Consider the following 20,803-nt stretch of genomic DNA (forward strand, 5'->3'; position numbering starts at 1 on the left):
AATGTTCAAAACGCGCAATCAACCATTAGTCGATCTGATTTATTTTTTTAGGACTATCCCTTATAATGTAGGTGGAGGTGATTGATTCTGAATAAAGTAAGTGGGAAATGGCAAGAAATCACGCTCGATGGCAAAACAGAGCGAATCAGTGAGTTTCGTCTGCTAAAGAGAAGACGGGAGAACGAATACTATTTAGCAGTGATTTTTGAAAATGAGAGTTATTTGATCGTTGATCCTCATGGAAAACCAGTCGAATTTATTACAGCGGTAAACGCCTATTCAACAAGCATTGCAACATCCACTATGTGGCAAGAAGCCAGTATAAATGCAGAAGGAATTGACGATGAGCTGATCGATAAACTTCTGGCAAAGTGGGCGCAACAAGCGCCAACGACTTATTTAGTTGATTGTTGGGTAGGCTTGCCAGAGCAACGTTTCTTGACTTATAAAAAGTGGCGAACAACGTCTGGTTATCTTTGTGGCACTTATGCGGCAGCAGTGTTACTTGCCTACTATCAAGATTATCGTATGCCGAATCTGATTCCTTCAGATATTCGCCGAAAAGATTCCCGCGATGCGAAAGAATTGATCCAAAAACTGCGTAAAACGATCCAACCTTTAGGCTTGCCCACTGTACCTATCCAAGTAAGTACAGGGATCTCAGCCTTTTTTAGAACACAACAACAACCGATTTATGCCAGAAGTACAGTAGTCGGTTCTTGGCAACGAGCAACAAAGCGGATTCGCGAAGGAAAACCTGTGATGATCGGTATTTTAAGATTGCTAGGCAGTACCTACGGCAATCATTGGGTCACTGCTTATGCTTACTATGAATCAGCTTCTGGTGAGCGTTATTATAAAGTCCATGATAATTGGGGAAACACAAATAAAGTGATTCCTGCAAGTTGGGGAAATGGAACAGTCTCACTTCCTTGATTATTTTCAGAAAATACCAGAAATACGGAACGAAATATGTTAAACTATCGAAGAATAGAGAAGTTTGGGAGGATGTCATGAGTAAAAAGTATCAGGACGACACGTTGAAAATCTTTAGTTTGAATGGGAATCGACCGTTAGCAGAAAAAATCGCCAAAGTATTTGGAACAGAGTTAGGGAAAAGTGTAGTCAAACAATTTAGTGATGGAGAAATTTCAATCAACATTGAAGAAAGTATCCGTGGCGACCATGTCTACATCGTTCAATCGACGAATGCACCAGTCAATGATTACTACATGGAATTATTGATCATGATCGATGCGATGAAACGTGCAAGTGCCAAAACGATCAATGTGGTGTTGCCTTATTATGGTTATGCGAGACAAGACCGTACAGCGAAGCCCCATGAACCAATTACAGCAAAATTGATTGCGAACATGCTTGAAGAAGCAGGAGCGACTCGTGTATTGACCTTAGATCTGCATACGGTGCAAGTACAAGGATTCTTTGATATTCCAGTAGATAACTTATTTACAATGCCATTATTTGCGCATTATTACCGTGAACTTGGTCTGGTCGGCGATGACATTGTCGTTGTTTCACCAAAGAACAGTGGTGTCCAACGCGCGCGTAGCTTATCAGAGTACTTGAATAGTACGTTAGCGATCGTTGATCATGCGGACGAAGAAGTCGAAGGGACAGCAGCAAGTTACGTGATCGGGAATGTTCAAGGAAAAACGTGTATCCTGGTTGATGATATTTTAAATACTGGATTGACATTCGCTCGAGCAGCCAAAGTCTTGAAAGAAAATGGCGCCAAAGATATCTATGTTTGTGCTTCCCATGGCTTGTTGTCAGAGCCTGCAAAAGAGATCTTGGACGAAGCACCAATCAAAGATATCTGTATCACTGATTCTGTGTATACACCAGAAGACCGTCACCCAGAAAAATTGACGATCGTCACTTGTTCAAACTTGATGGGTGAAGCCGTCAAGCGTATCCATGAAAACACGCCAATGAGCCCACTGTTCCGTTTGGAAGAGAAGAGCTTTAGATAAAAATGAAACACCATAAAATGACGGAATTTAGGTCATTTTATGGTGTTTTTTGCTAGGAACTTGGACATATCTACTAAAAAATCCTCTTTTTGCCTAAGTTTATTTTTGGTAACTGGCTATTTCTATGCTAGAATGTGCCTAGTTCTATTTGAAAGGGATGAATACATTGGGCAATATTTATTTAGATCATGCAGCGACGACGCCGATGCATCCGTTGGTAATCAAAGAAATGATGGATATCATGGAAGGGACATTTGGCAATCCTTCGAGCATTCATGAATTTGGTCGGATGGCTCATGAAAAATTAGAAAATGCTAGACAAATCGTGGCAGATAGTTTGCACGCCCGCCCGCATGAGATTATTTTTAACAGTGGCGGAACGGAAGGTGATAATACTGCGATTCTTGAAACAGCATTCTCACGTCAAAATGAAGGGAAACATCTAATCACTACAGTTATTGAACATCCAGCAGTCTTGAATACGATGAAGTATCTTGAAAACAAGGGTTTTGAGGTTACATATCTACCAGTTGACCAAAAAGGAAATATCTCGATCGCTGACTTCCGCTCGGCTTTAAGAGAAGACACGATTCTAGTCTCGATCATGTACGGGAACAATGAAATCGGTAATTTATTACCAATCAAAGAAATCGGTGAAATTTTACGAGAACATCCAGCCTATTTCCATACGGATGCTGTTCAAGCTTATGGTAATCAAACGATTCATCCTCAAGAGTTAGGAATCGATCTTTTGAGCATATCTGGTCATAAAATCAATGGACCGAAAGGAATCGGTTTTTTATATAAAAGAGATGGCGTAAATATCCCACCTTTGCTTTTAGGGGGAGAACAAGAAGAAAAACGCCGTGCCGGTACAGAAAACTTAGCGGGGATCTGTGGATTAGCGAAAGCGGTAGAAATATTAACACTTGAAGAAAGAGAAGCACGTAATAAAAAATACTTGGACTTCCAACAACTAATTTTAGATAAATTGACAGAAAATGAGATTGAATATGCAATCAATGGGGATTTGACGAATAAATTACCTCATGTACTGAATTTACGTATTCCAGGGATCGTCAACGATCTATTGTTGATGAAATTGGATCTACAAGGCTTTGCGATCTCGATCGGTTCGGCATGTACTGCTGGAAATATCGAACCTTCTCATGTACTAGAAGCCATGTATGGAAAAGGAACACCATTCTTGAAAGAATCCATCCGCATCAGTTTTGGCTATGGGAATACAGAAGAAGAAGTCCAACGATTTGCTGATGGTTTAGTCAAAGCAATCTAAGCGCTAAAAAACCTAGTAAAACGAGTTAGAAACTTTTATAATAAAGAGGAAACTAAACTTACTGAGGTGAAAAAGATGGCATTTGAACAAACAGCGTCCGTACTCGGTTCTCCAGTTAGCTACCGTTTACATCCAGATGCAAAAAGATACACATTACGCGACAATGGCTTTACAGAAACAAATGGCGGGAACTATCAATTGATACGTCCGCTTGATGCAACACCACAAAGCAAAGAAGGTTTTAAATTAAAAATCACGGTTGCAAAAGACATCAAGACAATGAAGATGTCGATCACGACAGCCAATGGCTTGCGTGCAGTCGATATTTTTAAAGATCCAAAGCAAAAAATGAGTCAAGATAAGTTTTATTTCTTGATGGATAGCATGATCAGTCGTGGACTATTTGAAAAAGTAGAAGGCTAAGTACTCATGTGAAACAATAAAGAAAAACAAAAAAGTACCTAAACACTAGAAAAACAAGTGCATGTATCGTCTTCATGTGACAGCGAGCATGCGTAACTGTCCTTCCTAGCGCTTGGGTACTTTTTTATTTATCGGTCAATGATCATTCAACTTTTGACCATTCATCTAATGTTTTTCCTTGGGCATCTTTTAGTTCTAACCAACTATTTGTTCCGCCATAATACAGTAATAGGCTAGCTTCATTCACACTTTTGACGATGATGTCCTCCACAACTTTCCCATCTTTGATCTGCTCTTGGTAGTCAGCCCGCATCTTATCTCCATATTTCGCGGCATAACTAACCGAACCATCTTTATTCAAAGGGGCATCAAGTAATAACGTAGCGCCAGCTTTGATCAACATCTCATTGCGACTGATCCAGTAAAGTGTTGCCTTGCTACCACGAAATTCCACAGTAAAAGGAATCTCGCTGATTTGTTTCGTCCACCGATGACGCGCTTTGGCAGGTTTCTTTTTCGTTGCAGCAAGCGGAGCAAATCCGTAGCCAAACGTTGATAACACAGTCATTACTTTTTCGATCGTCGGGGCTAATTTTTTGGTTGCTTCAACTGGGATTTTTTCTTTGAAATCTTTGTCTTTTTCTAATGTTAGACCAGCTTCGGTGGCTTGATTATTCATTAGATACATAAAATAATCTGCTTCAAGATCCCATGGTAAATGGATAGTGATGACTTGGTCAAAGGATTTTGGGCGGATCTTTGTACCAATTGCCAGACACTTTTTGTCTAAGTAATAAAGATAAAAGGAATTTTCTATTTCTTTTACTGGCTTTGAACAAATAGAGAGTTGGATTTGTTCTTCCTCTAATTGGATCTGTGTTTCAGAAGCAGTGATCGTTGTGTGAAAACTAACCTTAGTCATAGGTGTATCCTCCCGTTTTTTTCTACAGTGTACCATGTTTTTCAAGCAATAATAAAATAATCATAATTATAAAAAAATATAAGACAAATGAATGGTAAAATACAGAAAGAATACAAAATTAGGAGGCGTTATGCAGAAATACTGGAAAAAGAATATTAATTTATTTTTGATGGGACAATTTTTATCAGGAATCACAAGTATGGTTGTTCAATATGCTATTATTTGGTATTTGACGCAAGAAACAGGTTCTGCGACTATTTTAAGTTTTGCCACATTATTAGGAATGCTGCCGATGGTTCTATTAAGTCCATTTGTTGGGCCACTGATCGATCGCTGGGATAAGAAAAAATTATTGATTTATACGGATATCATTGTTGCGATCTTTGCACTTATTTTATCCATTGTAGGAACAGTGATGTCGACCTTTCCGCTCTGGTTAGTGTTTGTCTCTTTATTTATTCGTTCGGTCGCACAGACATTCCAAATGCCGACGATCCAATCAATTTTACCAACAATGGTTCCAGAAGAAGAATTAACAAGGATCAATGGGCGATTGGGTATGGTGCAATCAGCGAATTATATCGTTGCTCCTGGATTAGGTGCTTTTTTATTTGCTGCGGTACCAATGAATGCTTTGATTCTTTTGGATGTATTAGGTGCCATTCTTGGTGTAGGATTGTTGATTCTTGTGGTAATTCCCAAGATGGACATCCAAGGAGAAACGGTTCATTTGTTAGCGGATACTAAATTTGGAGTAAAGAAACTATATGAGAAGCAAGGGTTATGGCATATCATGCTCAATGGGGCAGTTTTCATGCTGTTGTTCATGCCTGCCGCAAGCTTATATCCACTGATGACCATGGGTTATTTTAATGGCACAGTTGGACAAGCGGGATTGATCGAAGTCATTTACGCCGTTGGGATGTTAGTCGGAGGCGCAGTCATTGGTTTTTCTGGTCATTTTAAGAATCGAATGCAGCTAGTGATCATCTCTTATATCGTTTTAGGGGTATCCGTCACAGCAAGTGGTTTATTGCCAGCAACCTCACAAGGATTTATTTACTTTGTTCTGTTGAATGCCATTGCCGGTTTGGCTACGCCTTACTACAATACATTAGTCATGGCGATGATCCAACAAAGTTTTGAGCCAAGCATTTTAGGAAGGGTGTTGGGTGTGTTCAATTCACTGATGTCTCTGTCTGGTCCAATCGGTTTGATCTTTGCTGGACCACTAGCAGATGCTCTTGGCGTGGAGAAATTGTTTGTGATTGCTGGTGTCGGTACATTACTTTGCGCAATTGCACTGTACCTGGTTCCTTCAGCCAGAAACTACGATTTAGAATTACAAAGTAAACATAGCTAAGACAAAGCAATAAATTTCTTTTTTAAAGATAGGCATTGATTGCCTATTTTTTTGTTTTCACATACGATATTTATAAAGGAGAGTGAGCTTAGATGAATTATTTTATCAGTGATATGCATTTTTTCCATGAACGGTTGCTCGGTAATAGTGATTTTTCGCCACGACCATTTAAAAATATTGCCCACATGCACCATCAATTAATCACTAGTTGGAATGCAGTCGTAAAGGAATCCGACCATGTTTATCATCTAGGGGACCTCGCGATGCACCCTAAGTATGAAAAAGGTAGCGCAGAAATTCTTTCCTTAGTCAAAGAACTGAATGGCACGATCCACTTTATCAAAGGGAATCATGACAGTCGGGCCTTTTTCAACTACTTGGAACAACATGATCCGTGGAAAAAGGAAGGAAAGCAAAAGTTTCACTTTTATGATGTAGGTGTCATCATAAAATTCAATCACCAACAATACTATTTGACCCATTATCCATTGTTGCTCGGAGGCAATGATAAAATACGCAATCTTCATGGACATATCCATCACTACAGCGTACCCATCGGCAACGACGTCAATGTAGGCGTAGATGCTCCAGAGCGAGAATTATTAAAAACAAAACACCCGTTTGGCACGCCACTTTCGGAAGCAGAGATTGAAGAAATCTATGAAGCAAAGTTTCAAGAGCTACAAAAAATTCAACGCTAAACATCGCTCGATAATTTTAAACCGTTAGTTATTTTTAAATTATTCTTAATTAAAGAATAGTTTAGATAATAAGCGGTTTTTGTTTAAATTTAAATCCATTTTTTACCTAAATTTTAAGTTATTATAAATCCATATCAAATAGAGAGGTGATGACATATGATCAAAAAATTGAGTGTAAGTTTAGCTTCAGTTGGCCTATTCAGTGCATTTGCTTTTGGTGCTGTTCCTACCTTTGCTGACACATCGCAAGGAACAGAACAAGTCGGTGAAGAAGTAGAAACAAAAGAAGAACTATTAAAAATGTTGCAAGAAGAATACGGCACAGAAGACAGATTTTATCTTGAATTTGAGGATGATGAATACAAAGAAGAAATCAATCCAGTAACTGGAATGGCTAGAACCACTAATAAAAAAACAGGGGAAACGGAAGAATATGAAGCATTCGGGGAATTTGAATTATTTACAAAAGAAGAATTTCTAAAATCACTACAAGAAGAATACGGGACAGAGGACAAATTCTTTTTAGAGTATGAAGATGATCAAACGAAAGAAGAAATCAATCCGATTACTGGAATGGCTCGAATAACAGATAAGGAAAAGGGGACGATTGAAGAGTACGATGCGTTCAAAGCACTTGAAACAGTCACAAATGACAAACTGCTTCAAACATTGCAAGAAGAATATGGTACAGAAAATCGGTTTTATCTAGTCTATGAAGATGAAGAGATCAAAGAAGAGATTAATCCTGTAACAGGAATGAGTCGCTTTTCTGATGAGGTTACCTATGTTTCCAACGCATATGCGGTTTTAAGGTGTGAGACAAAAGGAAATGTTACTTTTGTCTCACACCTGTTTTATTTTCGACATTCATCTAGATACTAGGTGGAAAAAGTGTAGAGTTCATTTGTTCAATCCTTGTTAACAACTTTATAGATTCATCAGACATAAAATCCAAGGAGCTATTGAAAGTTTAAATAATACAATTGACGAGTTTTCCTTGATTATTCAATCCTTTACCAACAGTGGCTGTCCCATCATTCAAACGTTTAAGATCATTCGTGATATTTGTTGAGTAGACGATAAGGACCTCTTCTTTTGTATATTGATTCAACCAGTCGATCGCGTAATCCACAGATTGGTTGACGCCGATATGATAGTAATAATTTTGGTAAATCGTTTTGGCTTCATCGGTCATTGTAAAATCATGGTTCAGTCCATACCCGTTTCTCTGAGAAGCAGGCGTAGTGAAAGAGCCATGGAATCGTAGATAAGTAGCGGAACGATAGGTACCATTTTCTAGCTTGATCAAGGCATGGAAGTTATTAAAGAAGTAATACCAAGTCGGACGGTTCTTCGTGTAGGATACATCATAATTCAATGGATTCGGATAGGCCAGATCATAATTTTCATAGACACTTAAATTCTCCGTGTAATCAAATTTTCTTTGAGTAAATGCTGGAGGAGTATGTACTACTTGACTAACTAAATAGCCATATGAAGGATGTGCTTTTTGATCGATTTTTGAATAAGTCGGATTATAGCGTAAGTGATTACTATCCGTCGTGATATCTTTTGAGTAAACAATATCAAAGCTACACTGAGTATAGCGATTGATCCAATTCATCACGTAATTTGGGATATCCGCAAGTTCAATACCATTAGGTACAACAGGGATATTTTTATCTGCGTATTTTTGCTTCGCTTCATCAGTCAAAGCGAAATTGGTGAATAAATCTAATTGTGCAACAACATTTCCACTGGCGTTCCGACCGAGTGTAAGTGATTTGTTGGTGTAGGGACGTTGGTTGTTTTGGTCGATGGCTAAGAAATGATAGTCGTTTTCAAGGTAATAAAGGTTAGAGTTTCTACTGAAAATAAAGTCTTCACCTTCCATTGGGGAACCTCCCCCCGCCCAAGTGATATTCTTTGTATAATCATTGTATTCAGGGAACGAAGGACTGATTTTTTCCAGTTTATCGGAGCGCCAGATATCGTTAGGTGTAATCGTTGGCGATTCGAATAGGTCATCTTTTGACTCGATGTCGATTCCTTGGAAATTTGGGTCATCTCCAGGCGTCAGGTCATCAATGTTGCCATCAGGTGTAGCGTTCATGTAAGCAGCCCATACAAGCATGGAACAGTACCAACTTTGTCTGCTAAAAGTACGATCCCGATGTCCGATTATATCTAATGCAGAATATTTTTTTCCTAATTGACTTTTCATAAATAAAACAGCAGCTTGTTTTTGTAAAACAGTTGCTTCAGGGACTCTTAAGATAGAGGCATTGGTATAATCAAAACGCTCGTCATCTAATACGCCGTAGACAACGCCATCACTTTTGGCGCCGAAGTTTCCTTTTGTCGCTTCAATTGTTCGAATATATGTAAAGGTTTCTTCTTTTCCGTTGATCATATGAGTTTCTTCAACAATATCATCGACAATCATGACATGATGCAGATATCTGATGACCATATCAGCTCTGTTTACCTCAAAAATAACATCTCCAGGCTGGACCGTATTTAACAAGTCATAAGTACCATATTCCGGCTTCTTTTCAAAAGTAATATTATCTAAAGAATTGCCAATATTGAAAGACCATAGTGGTGGGATTTTCGCTAACCATTCTGCTTCCTCGGTTAAATACGTGTCATTGACGGAATGTGCATATTCTTTTAATTGATCCTCATCTAAATAAGGTGTCTGGTTGTAGTAACCAGCTGAAAATTCCTCAAATGTCTGCTCGAAGGAAGCGTATTCATTTTTGAAAAATTCATAATAATCCTCTAAAGACTGATAAGAGTCCGCTTCGGCATGTACCTGCATATTTGAGAATTGAAGTGAAACGATTAATAAAAAAGTTGTGAAAAAAAGTTTGAGCTTCATGATATTTCCTCCTTAATTTTATGATAAAATAATAACATACAAATATTTATAAAAGCACCTATTTTTTTGATTTTATATGTTTTTTTATATGAATTTATGGAAAAGCTTTTATCTAATTATGTTTATCATTAAAAGTTAATGTGAAGGATTTTCCATTATTTCTCTGCAAGTTAATTAATTTATTTTAAAGTTATTTTAACTTTTATTTTAAATAACGATTTATTGGTTTTTGATTGTTAGATGTATAATTTTTCTATTAATCCAAAAATAGCTTTGATTATTTTAAATGAAGCGAAGAAAGGAGTAGCTTATGAATGGGTACAAAATCGGCTTGTGTACGTCAATGTCCTTATCTATTCTGTGTATTATTGGTTCGCTGATTGATGGACGTGGACTAATTGGATTATTGTTAGTTTTTTTAACAATTATTCCAGGATTTTTTGGGATCTATTTTACAACTAAAATCACTATGGATAAGCTTCTGAAATCTTTTTTTTTCATCGTAAATTATTTATTCGCAACGCATCTTCATATCAGATATTTCATCCAGTTTTTAACGAGGGTTCTATAGGTTGTAAGAGATCAACGAATAAAAATCAGCTGAATCAGCGAATAGCGTTACCTAAAATTTTTAGAAGAAAGGAAGATTAGATGAACGGTTATAAAATCGGGTTAATTGTTTCTATGATTTTATCGATCTTATGTTTATTGGGAATACTCATAGATTATAGAGGGTATGTTGGTTTTATTTTGTCATTTGTAATCATAATTCCTGGCTTTTTGGGAATTTATTTTACTACAAAAACTACCATGAAAAAGTACTTAGAGTGGACTCTGTTAGTCGTGAATTATTTATTTGCGACTACGCTTAGTGGTTGGTATTTTATTCATGCTATTTTACATTTATACAAGTAATGTATGATACATATCAAAAAATGGAAAAAGGAGGAAATATAATGACCCAAAATAAAAAGTATTTAATTCTATCATTTGTCTTTTTAGGTCTGTCATGTCTGCTTGCTAGGCATTATTTTTTACCCTATATGCAATATCCTCTTATATATAGAAGAATCATTATTATCGGCTGTTGGATACTAAGCGGATTTAGTTTATTTTTTTGTCGAGGAATCAGGAATAAACTTCTGAAAGTGATTGTCATTGGCATCAACATTTTCTGTATCTATGGTTGGTGGATTTTTTATTGATTGTTAAGTTCTATCAAGTAAACTGGGCATCCGAACAACAATAACTTAAATGAAATTATGAGAGGAGATAGTTATGGACGGTTATAAAACCGGTTTAGTTGTTTCTATGATTTTATCGATCTTATGTTTAGTGGGAATAATCATAGATTATAGAGGGTATGTTGGTTTTATTTTGTCATTTGTAGTCATAATTCCTGGCTTTTTGGGAATTTATTTTACTACAAAAACTACCATGAAAAAGTACATAGAGTGGACTCTGTTAGTCGTGAATTATTTATTTGCGACTACGCTCATCGGATGGGACGTTGTCCATGTTTTCTTACGATTTTTTTATAAATAAAAAGGACCAGACGTATCAATAAAGATATTGAAAGCAGGAGAAAAAAATGATTCAAAATAAAAAATACTGGATTTTGTCGTTTGTATTATTGATACTTTCATGTCTACTTGCTAGACATTATTTTTTATCCTATAGACTATATCCACTTGTATATCAAAGGATTATTGTCTACGGTTGTTGGATACTAAGCGGATTTAGTTTATTTTTTTGTCGGGCGATCAGTAATAAATTTCTGAAACGTATTGTCATTAGCATCAACATTTTCTGTATTTATGGTTGGTGGTTTATATATGATTTTTGAAAATACAGATATTCATAAATTTAAAAGGAGAATAAGATGACGAATAACCAATTCAGATTATCTATAGCAATGTTTTTTTCGATGAGTTGCTTTGTTGGAGGAATCATTTCCGGAGAGAGTGCTCTACGGATTATTTTGTTTTTCATGATGACTTTTCCAAGTCTGCTAGGACTTTATTTTTCCACTAAAGCGGAACTTCGACAGTATAAATGGTTGCTTATTTCTTTGAATTACTTTTTTGCTACGTATATTGTTATTGGGCAATTCATTGAATGGTTTATTAGAAAGTTTATCCAAATGAGTTAAGACTATTTACGAGGAGGAATAGGAATGTTAACCAAGAAAAATTATTTAGAATTTATTCTTTCAATTGTTTTATTGGCAATCTCTATTCTTTTATTTTTATTCTATGCCTATCCGTATTCTAAATTGCAATATGAAATCAGAATATTCATCATGACGGTTTGTTGGTTATGTAGCACTGCAAGTTTGTTTTTTTCAACGAAAATCACTTATCCATATTTGAAAAGAGGAATCATATTAGTGAATTTTTGTTGTATCTATGGTTGGTTATTTTATTTTGGTTAGTCTATGTGTGCTTGTAAAATAGTAAAAAGGAGCGTATAAATGTCTTTTCCAAAAAAATAAGTCTCGTACAAAAAAATAAGTAGTTCTATTGGTATTATCAATTTTTCTTGTATTTATTACGTGTGTCTTTGCTAGTCCCATCTTGTTTGACTCATTTAAGTATCAACCGCATCTATTTATAGTCACAATTTCGATTTGTTGGGTCATCAATGGAGGGAGTATCGTTTTTGCGTTAGGAATCGCAGATAGATACCTGAAAAGGACGTTGATTACGTTGAATTTTGTGTTTAGCTATGTCTTTTTATCTACGATTTTTCATTTTTCTTTGAATTTTTGAAGCTATTTCTGTTTTTAGTGAGAAATATTGATGTTGATAAGGAGGAGAAAGAAGTATGAAACGTGCATTGAATCTAGTCGTTTTATTTTTGTCAATACTTGCATGTGTCAGTGGTCTGTTTTATATACATATTTATTTAAGTGGAGAAATTGAGGGGATTCTTTTTGCATTAGGTTTAGGTTTTCCGGGTTTGATTGGTTTTTATTGTTCGACAAAAATAAAAAAGACGAAGTTGAAATGGCTACTGCTAGGGCTGAATTACCTTTTCGCTACTTACAGTACCGTCTTGATTATCGTAATTTATTGGTTACAAGTCTTCGGGATAGAGTTTTTTACAAGTTAGTACATTTTATTTTATGTATCAATTGAACAATTTAAAAATTAATAGAAATTATATCTAGTTGTGAGTGGATTTAAGAAAGAAGGAGTCACATATGATTATAAAACAGAATAACAAGTACTGGATTTTATCGATCATCTTTTTGTTCGCTTCTTGTTTATTTAGTAGCAGTTATTTTTCATCTTATAGAACTTTGCCTCTTGTATATCAAGGAATCATCGTTATCAGTTGTTGGTTATTGAGTGGATGTAGTTTGTTTTTTTCTACAGGAATCAACAATAAATTTATTAAGTGTATTGTTGTAGGAGCGAATATTTTTTGTATTTATGGTTGGTGGTTTATATTTTGATTTTTGAAACTACAGATATTCATAAAATTAAAAGGAGAATAAGATGACGAATAATCAATTCAGATTATTAATAGCGATGTTTTTTTCGATTTGTTGTTTTGTTGGAGAAATCGTTTATGGAGATAGTCCTCAGAGTGTCTTATTGTTTTTCATTATGACATTTCCTGGATTAGCTGGGTTTTATTATTCGATGAAAGCGAATCTTGGACGATACAAATGGATGATTGTTTCTCTGAATTATTTTTTTGCTACATTTATTATTATTGGACAATTCATTCAATTAATTGTTTTAACTTTGAACAATTAATAGAGTTAAATATTACTTGAAAGGGAGATTGAAATGAAAAGTACATACAAAAGATATTGTTCATTGATTATTTTACTCTTATCGATCAGTGTGATTACGTTCAGTATGGTTCAAGGAGGTCGCTATAGTATTGAATGGCGAGTAATATTGACATCGATTTGTTGGCTACTTAGCAGTATAAGTTTATTTTTTTCAAGGTTCATTGAAAGTAAAGCCTTAAAAAACTTAGTCATTTTTTTTGAACTTTAGTTGTATCTATGGTTGGCTGTTTTCCTTTAGTTAAGACTCTATTTACTGGTGAAATGAACAGTAACTGTACATAGAAAAAAGCACCATAACGCCACAATAAATAAAAGATGAATAGGAGATCACCATGAAATTCCATAAAATAGGATTGGGTCTTTCGATGCTGTTGTCTATCTTATTTATGATCTTATTTATGATAGGGAGCTTTCTATATCGAGAAGAGCCACTTTCAAGTTTTGCATTTATCCTGTACATGGTAATTCCTGGACTTATGGGGATTTATTTTACGAACTGTCTTACGATGAGTAACTATCAGAAAGGATTTCTCTTAGTCGTAAATTATGGATTTGCGACCGCTATGAGTTTGATGCGTGTGATTGAGTTTATTTCTAGTAAGCTATGATCGGTAATCGTTGAAAAAAGGAGTGAGATGAATGATTTCGATTGAACCTAAAAGATTTAAGTTTTTTCCCTACTATTTATGTGCTTGTCAGTTTTTTTGCGATTTTTTATTTTTTACCGTATTTACCATATTTACCATATACTGGCGAGACTAAATTGATGATTTCCACGATTTGCTGGTTCTTGAGTGGGATTAGTTTATTTTTTTCGACAGGAATAAAATTCGGTTGGGTAAAAGTATTGATCATTTTGGTTAACTGGTTCTGTATCTTTGGCTGGTGGTTTTCTACTAGATAAGTATGTTTTAAAAGGAGTGAGTGGAATGTTTGTAAAAAAAAGTATGCCGAATAAATATATTTCGTTCTATCTATTGGCGCTTTGTTTTCTATTAGGAAGTTTAGTTTTTGTTTTCAAATTTTATTGGTTATTTGCAACAGTCCAATATTCTTGGTGGATCATCAGTGGAATCAGTTTGTTTTACTCAACTAGAATCCCCTCAGCATTCTTAAAAAGAGTGCTCATTGGCATTCATCTTGTTTTGATGTACGGTATTGTACTAGGAACTTTATTAGGTTTTGTCAGCTTTGGTAAGGTGGAGTATTTATTGTTCCCTGTTGCGTACGTATTAATTGTGGGCGCGCTTCATGAGTTAGAGAAAAAGAAAGCATTCTTTATCATGGGATTGATCATCCCGATGTCTATTTCTACACTCGCATTTATTTATGCTCATTATTTGATTATTTTTCAAAGTCATTCATTCGAAAGTTATTATTTGATTCCTTTACTGATGTTGATGGTGATCTCTGGCTTGATTGGATTATACGCCGCAACAAAGCTTGAAACTAGCCGGCGAAAATTTTACTTATTGTTTATCAACTATTTGTTTTCTACATATTTCAATGTTGTGCTGTTACTTTTGTTTTTGGTGAATGTAGTAAGAAACTGAATCACGAACAAAACGCCTCTCATAGCAAAGTTTTGGTATCTGAAAAGTACAGAATAGGCCAACTAAAAAACGTCGTTTTTTTAAATTGATTATTTAGGGGTGAAATTTTCAGAAAGATGACGTATAATGTAAAATACTGAAAAGTTGCGACCTTCAACTCGTAGATGTTTCAGAATCTAATTGAAATGATGGTGATACCATGACAGACAACAGCAAAACACGCGTTGTCGTTGGGATGAGTGGCGGTGTTGACTCATCTGTAACAGCACTTTTGTTAAAGGAACAAGGCTATGATGTAATCGGGATCTTTATGAAAAACTGGGATGATACCGATGAAAATGGCGTCTGTACGGCGACGGAAGATTATAAGGATGTAGCGAAAGTCGCTGCCCAAATCGGGATTCCTTATTACTCGGTCAATTTTGAAAAAGAATATTGGGACCGTGTGTTTGAATATTTCTTAGCAGAATATCGTGCAGGACGTACCCCGAACCCAGATGTAATGTGCAATAAGGAAATCAAATTTAAAGCATTCTTAGACTATGCAATGGACTTAGGAGCGGAATATGTTGCTACTGGTCACTATGCGCAAGTCACACGTGATGAAAATGGCGTGTCACATATGTTGCGTGGGGTCGATAATAACAAAGACCAAACGTATTTCCTTAGCCAATTGTCACAAGAACAGTTAGCAAAAACGATGTTTCCGTTAGGCGGTATGGAAAAATCAGAAGTACGTGCGATTGCGGAACGTGCCGGTCTAGCAACGGCGAAGAAAAAAGACTCAACTGGTATCTGTTTTATCGGCGAAAAGAACTTCAAACAATTCTTAAGTAACTATTTACCAGCTAAAAAAGGCAATATGGTGACCCTTGATGGTGAAGTGAAAGGCGTACACGCTGGTTTGATGTACTACACGATCGGACAACGTCAAGGCTTAGGTATCGGCGGCGGTGGCGATTCACAAGAACCTTGGTTCGTGGTGGGGAAAGATCTTGCGACGAATACATTATATGTTGGACAAGGCTTCCACCACCCTGCATTGTATGCAACCAGTTTGGATGCAAGCGAAATCCATTTTACAACGAATGAACCAATGCCAAAAGAATTCAAATGTACAGCGAAATTCCGTTACCGTCAGCAAGATGTACCGGTAACCGTGCGCTTATTAGAAAATAATCGGGCAGAAGTCATCTTCGACGAACCCGTACGCGCAATCACACCAGGACAAGCCGTTGTTTTTTATGACGGAATGGAATGTCTAGGTGGCGGATTGATCGATCATGCGTATCAAGAAACGAAAGTTTTGCAATACGTCTAAGATAGTCTAAAAAAGCCACAGGATTTTTTACGAATCCTGTGGCTTTTTTGCTATTTATTGACAAAAGCATGACCATTGCTTGTTTCTTCCTGCTTATGAATCTCCTTCGTATTATGGTGGACCAGCACAAAGTTTGCAAGTACAAGTAAGGATGTGGATAAAAAGACACCACGATAACCGAAGATACTTGAAACGCTTGAACCGATCAAGGGGCCAACGACATTTCCAGTGGCTTGGAAGGATTGGTTGTAACTAAAGATTCTTCCGGCAGCTTGTGGGGGAGAGTATTTAGTGATCAATGCTTGCACGGCTGGAAGGAGGCAAGCGTCTGAGATCCCGATCAAAAATCGTAGTCCTGCAAGTTGCCATACATTCGTTACGAAAGCCATTGGGATATAGACGATCAAGGCGAAGCCTAATCCGATGGCTAAGATTCGTTCACTCCCGATCTTATCACCTAAGCGGCCGAAACGAGGAGCGGCTATCAGGGTGGCAATCCCAGGAATAGAAGCAATGATCCCGCTGACCAACGTGACGTTGCCATGTCCATGTAATAATTGCCGGATATATAAACTAATGATCGGACTGATCGAATTATTTGATGCTTGAATGATCATTGTGGTAATAAACATGCCGATGACGACATGTGGGTATTTCAGGTCACGGAAAATTTGTTTAGCAGAAACCAACTCGCTTTTTTCTACTGGCACAAATTGTTCATGGACAAAAAATAAGCTAAGTAAGAAAACGAAGAACAAAATTGTCCCGGTAATAAAGAAGGTAGGGCGATACCCAAAAGCAGAAGCAGAAAGTCCGCCAAGTAAAGGACCAAGTAATGTTCCGGTCACAGAGCCGGTCGCCAAAGTGCCAAGTACTTGTCCACTTTTTTCTCTTGGGGTACCAGTGGCGACTAAAGCTGTAGCGTTACTGATATAGCCGGAAAAAATTCCCTGCAACAGACGTAATGCGACTAATTGATACACGCTGGTTACTAGACCCATCAAGGAAATCACTACCGCCATCCCTAGAGAAGCGCGCAACAACATCATCTTTCGGCCTTTTTGATCGGCAAGTCGTCCCCACCATGAAGAAATCAAAGTAGTAACAAGGAATGTAGAGGAGAAGGTCAAGCCACTCCAAAAGTTCAATTGTGACGTACTGTAATTTCCTAACGTATCTATGTAAAGCGACATAAAAGGCATCACTAGACTAAACCCAATCCCTGCCATAAATGTACCAAACCACAAAACAACTAGGTTTTTCTCCCATGTTTCTCTTTTTCTGAATACTGTCTCTTTTACTCTTGACACCACAATTAAAGCCTTCTTTCTGAAAATTTTCATCTACAATCATTTATTATAAACTACAACGTGTAGTTTATCAACAACAAGTCTTTTTTCTCTTCGTCTTTCATGGTAAACTTAAAGGGATTGAGTTTATTCCATAAGAGGGGAAATCAAATGAAAAAACGAACGCTGTCACAAGAGAAAATCATAGACTGCTTTCGAGAATTGGCAGAAGAGATGGCTGTACAGCAAATCACTTTCCAACATTTAGCTAAGGCATTGAATATCAAATCACCGTCGCTTTATAACCACTTTAAGAATATTCGAGAAGTGAAAACGGCGTTGACTGCGAAACTTTTAACGGAGTTGAATGATCAATTACGTCGAGTGTTAGTTGGGAAAAGTAAGGGAGAAGCGATCCAAGCGTACGCGCAAACCTATCAGTCATTTGCGTTTCAAAATCAGGCAGTCTATGAACTGCTGATCAGTGTACCGCATACAAATGAAGAAATTCTATTAGAGGGAATACACGAAACGAACCAAATCATTTTACAAATATTTGACGCTTTTTCTTTGTCGAAAGAAGAAAAGGTCCATCGAAGTCGAGAACTGCGAAGTATGATCCATGGGTACCTTTCGTTACGTTTTTTAGGGTACTTTACCAATGAACCGAATGTTTCTCCAGAAGAAAGTTATGTCTGGATGATCGACGACTTTATTGCAACTTTACCAATAAAATAAAAGGCATCATTTAAATTAATTTTCTGAACATTCATAAAAAGCCCCTTTTAAGCAAAATTTCTTGCAACTTTCTTGGAAAGTGACTAATATGTTTTTAAGATGACCTGAGAAAAGGAGCGCATGTATGTATCAAGTAATTACAATGTTCGGTGATAATGAGCCTTGGTGGTTCTTTGAAGATTGGCAAGAAGATATTCAAATGGAGGAAACTTTCTCCTCTTTTGAAGAAGCGCAACAAAACTATGAAGAAAAATGGCTGGCCATTAAAGACAACTATGAGTATATCCATGCCAAAAATAATTTTCTTAGCGCTTTTTGGAATGATGGCGATGAGCGCTGGTGTGAAGAATGCGATGATGATTTGCAGCAATACAAAGGACTGGCTTTGCTGAAAGATTATCAACCGATCACTTTGGAAAGCAGAAAGGATTTTTATGAAACAACTAATTCTAGCGGAAAAGCCAAGCGTTGCGAAAGACCTAAGCAAGGTGCTTGGTGCTAATCAAAAACACAAAAACTATTACGAAGGACCCAAGGTGATCGTGACTTGGGCCCTTGGTCATTTATTAGGTCTAAAGATGCCGGAGGATCTGAATAAGGAATGGCAAAGCTGGCAGATGGAGACCTTGCCGATGATCCCTAAAAAACTAGGGATCAAACCCTTACCAAAAACTGGTCATCAATTGAAAGCCATCAAGCAATTGGCTAGTCGTAAAGATGTCTCAGAAGCAGTGATCGCCACAGATGCCGGACGTGAAGGAGAACTCGTTGCACGTTGGATCTTGGAATACGTTCACTTCAATAAGCCGGTGAAACGTTTGTGGATCTCCTCTCAAACGGACAAAGCGATCAAGACAGGTTTCAGCCAATTGAAACCAGCTAAAAGCTATGATGCGCTGTATGAGTCTGCTTTGGCCAGGGCAAAAGCAGATTGGTTGGTCGGGTTGAATGTGACACGTGCACTGACAGTAAAATATCAAGACAATTTATCAGCGGGTCGGGTACAAACCCCAACCTTAGCTTTGGTGCGTAATCAGGAAAAGAAAATCGAATCATTCCGACCACAAACGTATTTTACGATTTCATTGACAGTCGGCAATGAACAAGCAAAAATGGTCCAAAAAAACCAGTTTGCTTTGAAATCCCATGAAGAAGCCCAAGCGTTTGTTAAAACCCTTAGTCAGAGTAAGGGAACAGTAGTCAACATTGAAGAAAAAACAAAGACAGAAAAAGCTCCTCTGCCTTATGATCTCACGGAGATCCAACGAGAAGCCAACCAACGTTATGGTTATTCTGCAAAGAAAACGTTAGGACTTGTTCAAAGTTTATACGAAACGCACAAGATCGTCACCTATCCACGAACAGATAGTAAATATTTGACGAATGATATGAAAAGTACCATGAAAGAAAGACTTCAAGCCATCAGCGATTTTGCACCAGAAGTGAAAACTTATTTGAAGAATGGGGCAGTGGTTCGTCAAACGAGTGTCTTCCAAGATAGTAAAGTAACAGATCACCATGCTTTGTTACCGACGGAAAATCGTCCACGCTATGAAAAATTAAGTAACGAAGAACAAAAAATCTACCAAATGATCGTGACACGATTCTTAGGGTTATTTGCAGAACCACATAAAATCAGTCAAACGAAAATCACTGTCGTATTTGGGAACGAACAATTTGTTTTCCGCCAAAACCGGGTGTTGGAAGCTGGTTGGAAAACGTCTGCTGAAAGTCATGTGGATTCGTTTGACTGGAAAAAAGACATGCGCATCCAACCTGATTTTACGATCAAAAAGGAATTGTCGGCACCGCCAAAACCTTTGACAGAAGCAAGTCTGTTAGGTTTGATGGAAAAACACAGTTTAGGCACGCCCGCGACTCGTGCGGAGATCATTGAAAAGTTGATCAAATCCGAATTAATGGAACGCACACCGCAAGGCTTACAAGTCTCACCGAAGGGCAAGCAGTTGTTAGAACTGGTCAATCCATCACTTGTGACACCAGATTTGACTGAAAGTTGGGAAAGAGATCTAGAAGCGATCGCGCTTGGAAAAAAACAAGCCAACGTCTTTTTACAATCCATCGAAAAAGAAACGAAGCGACTTGTCCAAGAAATCAAAACAAGTAAGCAAGAATACCAAGATTTTTCGATTACCCAAAAGAAATGTCCGGATTGTGGCTCGAATCTTCGTGAGAAGAACACAAAAGATGGCAAAATCTATGTGTGTACGAATCAAGATTGTAGCTATCGTCGTCGGAAAGATCCGAAAGTCTCTAACCATCGTTGTCCACAATGTCACCGCAAAATGGAGATCATTGAAGGCAAAAATGGCGCTTACTTCCGTTGTAAATTTGACGGGACGACAGAGAAGATGCTAGAAAAAAAAGAGCAGAAGAAAAAAATGACAAAACATGAAGAACGTCGCTTGATGAAGAAATATTCTCAAGCAGAAGAACCGGAAGAAAGCCCATTAGCAGCAGCCTTAAAAGCTGCGATGAAGGATAGTTAA

Annotated in this window: 19 protein-coding genes; 16 read left to right on the top strand and 3 right to left on the bottom strand. The window is 37.1% G+C overall.

The annotated features are described in order from the left end of the window. Positions 1-81 precede the first annotated feature (81 nt). The 4 genes from IGJ95_RS03290 to IGJ95_RS03305 all read left to right on the top strand — a co-directional run bounded on the left by IGJ95_RS03290 (position 82) and on the right by IGJ95_RS03305 (position 3,714). Positions 82-936: a dihydrolipoamide dehydrogenase gene (locus IGJ95_RS03290; protein WP_438761446.1), complete on the top strand. Its 855-nt coding sequence runs from the start codon at positions 82-84 to the stop codon at positions 934-936. A gap of 77 nt (positions 937-1,013) precedes the next feature. Continuing rightward, positions 1,014-1,994 carry a ribose-phosphate diphosphokinase gene (locus tag IGJ95_RS03295; RefSeq protein ID WP_010736191.1) on the top strand — a complete coding sequence of 327 codons (981 nt, stop codon included), beginning with the start codon at positions 1,014-1,016 and terminating at the stop codon, positions 1,992-1,994. Positions 1,995-2,160: 166 nt separating this feature from the next. Continuing rightward, positions 2,161-3,291, top strand: coding sequence for a cysteine desulfurase family protein (locus tag IGJ95_RS03300; RefSeq protein ID WP_153830469.1), 1,131 nt, complete (start codon positions 2,161-2,163; stop codon positions 3,289-3,291). A gap of 75 nt (positions 3,292-3,366) precedes the next feature. Continuing rightward, positions 3,367-3,714, top strand: coding sequence for a DUF1831 domain-containing protein (locus IGJ95_RS03305; protein ID WP_010736189.1), 348 nt, complete (start codon positions 3,367-3,369; stop codon positions 3,712-3,714). 142 nt (positions 3,715-3,856) lie between these two features. Here the strand turns inward: IGJ95_RS03305 and IGJ95_RS03310 are convergent, their stop codons facing one another. Continuing rightward, complete coding sequence (locus tag IGJ95_RS03310; protein WP_010736188.1) at positions 3,857-4,636, bottom strand: hypothetical protein; 780 nt, start codon at positions 4,634-4,636, stop codon at positions 3,857-3,859. A gap of 91 nt (positions 4,637-4,727) precedes the next feature. Here IGJ95_RS03310 and IGJ95_RS03315 point away from each other — a divergent pair, with 91 nt between their 5' ends. The 3 genes from IGJ95_RS03315 (at position 4,728) to IGJ95_RS03325 (ending at position 7,582) form a co-directional block, all read left to right on the top strand. Next, complete coding sequence (locus IGJ95_RS03315) at positions 4,728-5,999, top strand: MFS transporter (protein WP_224434550.1); 1,272 nt, start codon at positions 4,728-4,730, stop codon at positions 5,997-5,999. A gap of 92 nt (positions 6,000-6,091) precedes the next feature. Further along, the gene (locus tag IGJ95_RS03320; RefSeq protein WP_438761449.1) at positions 6,092-6,700 is read left to right on the top strand and encodes a metallophosphoesterase; all 609 of its coding nucleotides are present in this window, start codon (positions 6,092-6,094) and stop codon (positions 6,698-6,700) included. 156 nt (positions 6,701-6,856) lie between these two features. Beyond that, a complete protein-coding gene (locus tag IGJ95_RS03325; RefSeq protein ID WP_153830471.1) occupies positions 6,857-7,582 on the top strand; it encodes a hypothetical protein in 726 nt (241 codons plus the stop codon). Positions 7,583-7,670: 88 nt separating this feature from the next. Here IGJ95_RS03325 and IGJ95_RS03330 read toward each other — a convergent pair whose 3' ends face one another. Further along, a complete protein-coding gene (locus IGJ95_RS03330) occupies positions 7,671-9,584 on the bottom strand; it encodes a hypothetical protein (RefSeq protein WP_153830472.1) in 1,914 nt (637 codons plus the stop codon). Positions 9,585-11,760: 2,176 nt separating this feature from the next. Here IGJ95_RS03330 and IGJ95_RS03335 point away from each other — a divergent pair. From IGJ95_RS03335 to mnmA, 6 genes are all read left to right on the top strand, one after another. After that, positions 11,761-12,018, top strand: coding sequence for a hypothetical protein (locus IGJ95_RS03335; RefSeq protein ID WP_023519199.1), 258 nt, complete (start codon positions 11,761-11,763; stop codon positions 12,016-12,018). A gap of 392 nt (positions 12,019-12,410) precedes the next feature. Beyond that, positions 12,411-12,698, top strand: a complete 288-nt coding sequence (locus tag IGJ95_RS03340; RefSeq protein WP_023519200.1) for a hypothetical protein — start codon at positions 12,411-12,413, stop codon at positions 12,696-12,698. A gap of 389 nt (positions 12,699-13,087) precedes the next feature. Beyond that, positions 13,088-13,351, top strand: coding sequence for a hypothetical protein (locus IGJ95_RS03345; protein WP_224434552.1), 264 nt, complete (start codon positions 13,088-13,090; stop codon positions 13,349-13,351). Between the two features lie 373 nt (positions 13,352-13,724). Next, positions 13,725-14,000, top strand: coding sequence for a hypothetical protein (locus IGJ95_RS03350; RefSeq protein WP_153830474.1), 276 nt, complete (start codon positions 13,725-13,727; stop codon positions 13,998-14,000). A gap of 321 nt (positions 14,001-14,321) precedes the next feature. Then, positions 14,322-14,945, top strand: coding sequence for a hypothetical protein (locus IGJ95_RS03355; RefSeq protein WP_023519203.1), 624 nt, complete (start codon positions 14,322-14,324; stop codon positions 14,943-14,945). Between the two features lie 199 nt (positions 14,946-15,144). After that, positions 15,145-16,266 carry a tRNA 2-thiouridine(34) synthase MnmA gene (mnmA, locus tag IGJ95_RS03360; RefSeq protein ID WP_153830476.1) on the top strand — a complete coding sequence of 374 codons (1,122 nt, stop codon included), beginning with the start codon at positions 15,145-15,147 and terminating at the stop codon, positions 16,264-16,266. A 50-nt stretch (positions 16,267-16,316) separates the two neighbouring features. Here the strand turns inward: mnmA and IGJ95_RS03365 are convergent, their stop codons facing one another. Further along, positions 16,317-17,579 carry a multidrug efflux MFS transporter gene (locus tag IGJ95_RS03365; protein ID WP_438761452.1) on the bottom strand — a complete coding sequence of 421 codons (1,263 nt, stop codon included), beginning with the start codon at positions 17,577-17,579 and terminating at the stop codon, positions 16,317-16,319. A gap of 147 nt (positions 17,580-17,726) precedes the next feature. Between IGJ95_RS03365 and IGJ95_RS03370 the strand changes: the two genes are divergently transcribed. The 3 genes from IGJ95_RS03370 (at position 17,727) to IGJ95_RS03380 (ending at position 20,803) form a co-directional block, all read left to right on the top strand. Continuing rightward, positions 17,727-18,293: a TetR/AcrR family transcriptional regulator gene (locus tag IGJ95_RS03370; RefSeq protein ID WP_010736170.1), complete on the top strand. Its 567-nt coding sequence runs from the start codon at positions 17,727-17,729 to the stop codon at positions 18,291-18,293. Between the two features lie 124 nt (positions 18,294-18,417). Next, positions 18,418-18,795, top strand: a complete 378-nt coding sequence (locus IGJ95_RS03375; RefSeq protein WP_010736169.1) for a DUF1033 family protein — start codon at positions 18,418-18,420, stop codon at positions 18,793-18,795. Further along, a complete protein-coding gene (locus IGJ95_RS03380) occupies positions 18,728-20,803 on the top strand; it encodes a DNA topoisomerase III (protein WP_080674304.1) in 2,076 nt (691 codons plus the stop codon). The genes IGJ95_RS03375 and IGJ95_RS03380 overlap by 68 nt, the downstream gene beginning before the upstream one ends.

This window comes from Enterococcus sp. AZ156, assembly GCF_051714165.1.
GTDB classification, from domain to species: domain Bacteria; phylum Bacillota; class Bacilli; order Lactobacillales; family Enterococcaceae; genus Enterococcus_B; species Enterococcus_B pernyi.

Coding starts and splice junctions, on each gene's coding strand:
- IGJ95_RS03295 (WP_010736191.1), top strand. CDS start 1,014: ATGAGTAAAAAGTATCAGGACGACACGTTGAAAATCTTTAGTTTGAAT.
- IGJ95_RS03305 (WP_010736189.1), top strand. CDS start 3,367: ATGGCATTTGAACAAACAGCGTCCGTACTCGGTTCTCCAGTTAGCTAC.
- IGJ95_RS03310 (WP_010736188.1), bottom strand. CDS start 4,636: ATGACTAAGGTTAGTTTTCACACAACGATCACTGCTTCTGAAACACAG.
- IGJ95_RS03315 (WP_224434550.1), top strand. CDS start 4,728: ATGGTAAAATACAGAAAGAATACAAAATTAGGAGGCGTTATGCAGAAA.
- IGJ95_RS03320 (WP_438761449.1), top strand. CDS start 6,092: ATGAATTATTTTATCAGTGATATGCATTTTTTCCATGAACGGTTGCTC.
- IGJ95_RS03325 (WP_153830471.1), top strand. CDS start 6,857: ATGATCAAAAAATTGAGTGTAAGTTTAGCTTCAGTTGGCCTATTCAGT.
- IGJ95_RS03330 (WP_153830472.1), bottom strand. CDS start 9,584: ATGAAGCTCAAACTTTTTTTCACAACTTTTTTATTAATCGTTTCACTT.
- IGJ95_RS03335 (WP_023519199.1), top strand. CDS start 11,761: ATGTTAACCAAGAAAAATTATTTAGAATTTATTCTTTCAATTGTTTTA.
- IGJ95_RS03340 (WP_023519200.1), top strand. CDS start 12,411: ATGAAACGTGCATTGAATCTAGTCGTTTTATTTTTGTCAATACTTGCA.
- IGJ95_RS03345 (WP_224434552.1), top strand. CDS start 13,088: ATGACGAATAATCAATTCAGATTATTAATAGCGATGTTTTTTTCGATT.
- IGJ95_RS03350 (WP_153830474.1), top strand. CDS start 13,725: ATGAAATTCCATAAAATAGGATTGGGTCTTTCGATGCTGTTGTCTATC.
- IGJ95_RS03355 (WP_023519203.1), top strand. CDS start 14,322: ATGTTTGTAAAAAAAAGTATGCCGAATAAATATATTTCGTTCTATCTA.
- mnmA (WP_153830476.1), top strand. CDS start 15,145: ATGACAGACAACAGCAAAACACGCGTTGTCGTTGGGATGAGTGGCGGT.
- IGJ95_RS03370 (WP_010736170.1), top strand. CDS start 17,727: ATGAAAAAACGAACGCTGTCACAAGAGAAAATCATAGACTGCTTTCGA.
- IGJ95_RS03375 (WP_010736169.1), top strand. CDS start 18,418: ATGTATCAAGTAATTACAATGTTCGGTGATAATGAGCCTTGGTGGTTC.
- IGJ95_RS03380 (WP_080674304.1), top strand. CDS start 18,728: ATGAAACAACTAATTCTAGCGGAAAAGCCAAGCGTTGCGAAAGACCTA.